General features: G+C 70.6%; 3 protein-coding genes and 1 pseudogene. All 4 read left to right on the top strand.

Features of this window, described 5'->3' with window-relative positions:
• Positions 1–1012: alpha-ketoacid dehydrogenase subunit beta (locus ACTHL9_RS17680; protein ID WP_440520579.1), on the top strand; the 1012-nt coding region annotated here is incomplete at its 5' end.
• Positions 1005–1334 (top strand): biotin/lipoyl-containing protein, encoded by a 330-nt coding sequence (locus ACTHL9_RS17675; protein ID WP_440520578.1) that lies wholly within the window; start codon positions 1005–1007, stop codon positions 1332–1334. The genes ACTHL9_RS17680 and ACTHL9_RS17675, both read left to right, overlap by 8 nt.
• Before the next feature lie 24 nt (positions 1335–1358).
• Positions 1359–2168 (top strand): alpha/beta fold hydrolase, encoded by an 810-nt coding sequence (locus tag ACTHL9_RS17670; RefSeq protein ID WP_440520577.1) that lies wholly within the window; start codon positions 1359–1361, stop codon positions 2166–2168.
• 93 nt (positions 2169–2261) lie between these two features.
• A pseudogene (locus tag ACTHL9_RS17665) lies at positions 2262–3572 on the top strand (fumarylacetoacetate hydrolase family protein); the annotation flags it as partial.

The raw sequence follows: 3572 nt of genomic DNA, 5'->3' as shown, positions 1-3572 counted from the left end.
CCCGAAAGCGCAAGAGCTCTCCCTCCAGGGCGCGCTCAACCTCGCGCTCGATGAGATCCTTGCCGCGGACCCCAAGGCCCTCGTGCTGGGCGAGGACGTCGGCACGCTCGGCGGCGTCTTCCGCGTCACCTCGGGCCTGGCCGCGAAGCACGGGCCGGAACGGGTCTTCGACACCCCGCTCGCCGAGTCCGGGATCCTGGGCATGTCGATCGGCCTGGCGATGGCCGGCTTCCACCCCATCCCCGAGGTCCAGTTCGACGGCTTCGCCTACCCTGCCGTGAACCAGATCGTCTGCCAGCTCGGCCGCATGAACTACCGCAGCCGCGGCACCCTGCCCATGCCGGTCACCCTGCGCGTGCCCAGCTTCGGCGGCATCCGCGCCCCCGAGCACCACGGCGAGAGCCTCGAGGCGCTCTTCGCCCACGTCCCCGGCCTCAAGGTCGTCTCCCCCGCCGACCCCCAGCAGGGCTACTCCCTCCTCAAGGCCGCGGCGCGCATGCCGGACCCGGTCATCTTCATGGAGCCCAAGTCGCGCTACTGGCAGAAGGGCCAGGTCATCCTGGAGAGCCAGGGGACGGAGGCGCCGACGGATGCGCCCGATGTCACCGGCGCGCGGATCGCTCGCCCGGGCCGGCACCTCACCCTCGTCGCGTGGGGCGCCATGGTGGCCCGCTGCCTCAAGGTCGCCGAGCTCGCCGCCGAGGACGGGATCGACGTCGAGGTCCTCGACCTGCGCTGGCTCAAGCCCATCGACGCCGAAGCCCTGGCGGCCTCCGTGGGCAAGACGCGGCGCGCCGTCGTCGTCCATGAGGCCCCGCGGACCTCCGGCCTCGGCGCAGAGGTGGCCCAGATCATCACCGAGCGCTGCTTCGCAACGCTCAAGGCACCCGTTGAGCGGGTCACCGGCTTCGACGTACCGTATCCCTCAGGCGACCTGGAGGACGAGTACATCCCGAACATCGACCGGATCCTGTTCGGCATCCAACGAGTATTGGAGTACAAGCGTGGCTGAGATCCCCTTCCCCCTCCCCGACCTCGGCGAAGGCCTCATCGAGGCCACCGTCCTCGAATGGCTCGTCGACGAGGGCGACCAGGTCGAGCGGAACCAGCCGCTCGTGGAAGTCGAGACCACCAAGTCCGCGCTCGAGCTCCCCTCGCCCCAATCCGGCAAGGTGCTCAAGCTCCACGGCGCACCCGGCGATGTCATCAAGGTCGGCGAGCCGCTCATCGTCTTCGAGGTCCCCGACGACACCGCCGGCATCGTCGGGACGGTCCCCAGCGAGGAAGCCCCCAAGCGGCGCGTGCGACTCAGCGCTAACCTCGACGAAGACTAGGAAGAGCGACTGATGGAGACCACCATGGGACGGCACGCAGGCAGCCCGGTTCACCACACGGTCGAGGGCACGGACCCCGGGCTCAACATCCAGACGCACGAGCCCGAGTCGCCGGCGCCCCTGCCGCCCGTGCTCCTGATCCACGGCTTCGCGTCCTCCGTGGCGCTGAACTGGGAGCAGAGCGGGTGGATCCCGGCGCTGCTCGACGCGGGCCGGCGAGTCATCGCCGTCGACCTCCCCGGGCATGGCCTCAGTGCCGCTCCCGAGGATGTGGACTCGTACTCGCCGAGCCGGATCCGGGCGGACCTGCTCCAGATCGCGTTCGACGAGGGGGCCCGCCCCCTTGATCCCGCGCGCCCGGAGAGCGGGCTCGACGTCGTCGGCTACTCCCTTGGCTCACGGCTCGCGTGGGAGTTCGGAGCGACCCAGCCGGCGCTCGTGCGTCGCCTAGTGCTCGGCGGGCCGAGTAGCCGGGATCCGCTCGCCGAGTTCGACCTGGCTGCGGCGCAGCGCTTCCTCGCCGACGGAACCCCCATCGAGGACGAATCCACGGCGAACCTCGTGGCGATGGCGCTCGCCTCCCCCGGCTCCGACATGTACGCGCTCCTCTCGCTTGTTGAGGCCATCAAGGAAGAGCCGTTCGACGCCGCAGAGGCAGTGCCACAGCAGCCAATCCTCCTCGTGGCGGGCGAGAAGGACGAGCGGGCGGCCGGGCTCGAGGCCCTGCATTCGCTCGTCCCCTCGGCCCGGCTCGTGCTGATCCCCGGCCGGAACCACGTCAACGCCGTGACCGCCCGGGCATTCAAGCAGGCTGCGATCGAGTTCCTGTCGTAAGCGTTCGGGTTTGCCCCTTGAGCACTCCGCCGACTTCGTATACGATTTTCGTATACGATCCTGAACGACAGGTAGTCGGACTCGAAGGAGAGCGCGCTCGTGGAACAGCTCACGCAGGAACAGCTGGATGGGGCTGGCAAGGTCATCGCCGTCCACCTCAACTACCCCAGCAGGGCCGCGCAGCGGGGCCGGACGCCCGAGGTCCCCTCGTACTTCCTGAAACCCGCGACCTCGCTCGCGCTCTCGGGGGCTGACCTCGAGCGGCCGCGCGGCGTCGAACTGCTCACGGTGGAGGGCGAGGTCGCCTTGGTGATCGGGGCTCGCGCCCGGCGCGTCTCCCCCCACGAGGCGTGGCGCTACGTCGGCGCGGTCACCGCGGCGAACGACGCCGGGCTCGCCGACCTCCGCTGGCCGGACAAAGGCTCCAACCTCCGTTCCAAGGGCGCCGACGGCATCGCACCGGTCGGTCCCCAGCTCCTCCCGGCCCAGGAACTCGATCCGGCCGCCCTAAGGGTGCGCATGTGGATCAATGGCGACCTGGTCCAGGAGGACTCCACCGAGACCCTCCTCTTCCCGTTCTCCCAGCTCGTCGCGGATCTCTCCCGCCTCATGACGCTTGAGCCGGGGGACATCATCCTCACCGGGACTCCGGCGGGGGCCACCGTGGCGCGGCCCGGCGACGTCGTCGAGGTCGAGGTGGACGGCACCGCCTCGGACGGCTCGCTGCTCAGCACCGGCCGCCTCTCGAACCGCATCGTCGAGTCGGAGGGCCTCGAGCCGTATGGCGCGATGCCGAAACTCACCGACGCCGACCGCATCGACGCGTGGGGCTCCGCGGAAGCCGCTGGCCTGGCTCCCGTCGCGCAGCCGGATCCGCGGCCCGATTCGCGGCCCGTCAGCGTCCTCACCCCCGCGCTCACGGAGAAGCTCCGTTCCGTCGGCACAGCCACCCTGAGCGTTCAGCTGCGGAAGCGCGGGATGCAGAACTGCCACATCGAGGGCCTGATCCCCACGAAGCCGGGGGCGAAGGTGGTCGGCACGGCGCGCACGCTCCGCTATATCCCCGCCCGGGAAGACCTCTTCAAGACCCACGGCGGCGGGTACAACGCCCAGAAGCAGGCGGTGGATTCCCTCCGCCCGGGCGACATCCTCGTGATGGACGCCCGCGGCGAGAAGGGCTCCGGGACACTCGGGGACGTGCTTGCGCTCCGCGCGCAGGTCCTCGGTGCCGCGGCGATCATCACCGACGGCGGCATCCGCGACTTCGGCCCGGTCTCGGGCATGGACATCCCGGCCTGGGGCGCGAACGCCCACCCGGCCGTGCTAGGCCGCAAGCACGTGCCGTGGGCGGTCGACGAGACGGTGGCCTGCGGCGGCGCCGCGGTCCAGCCCGGCGACGTGATC

The organism is Sinomonas sp., from assembly GCF_051955515.1.
Classification (GTDB): Bacteria; Actinomycetota; Actinomycetes; order Actinomycetales; family Micrococcaceae; genus Sinomonas.
This window is presented reverse-complemented; position numbering and strand designations above follow the sequence as displayed.

Coding starts and splice junctions, on each gene's coding strand:
- ACTHL9_RS17670 (WP_440520577.1), top strand. CDS start 1,359: ATGGGACGGCACGCAGGCAGCCCGGTTCACCACACGGTCGAGGGCACG.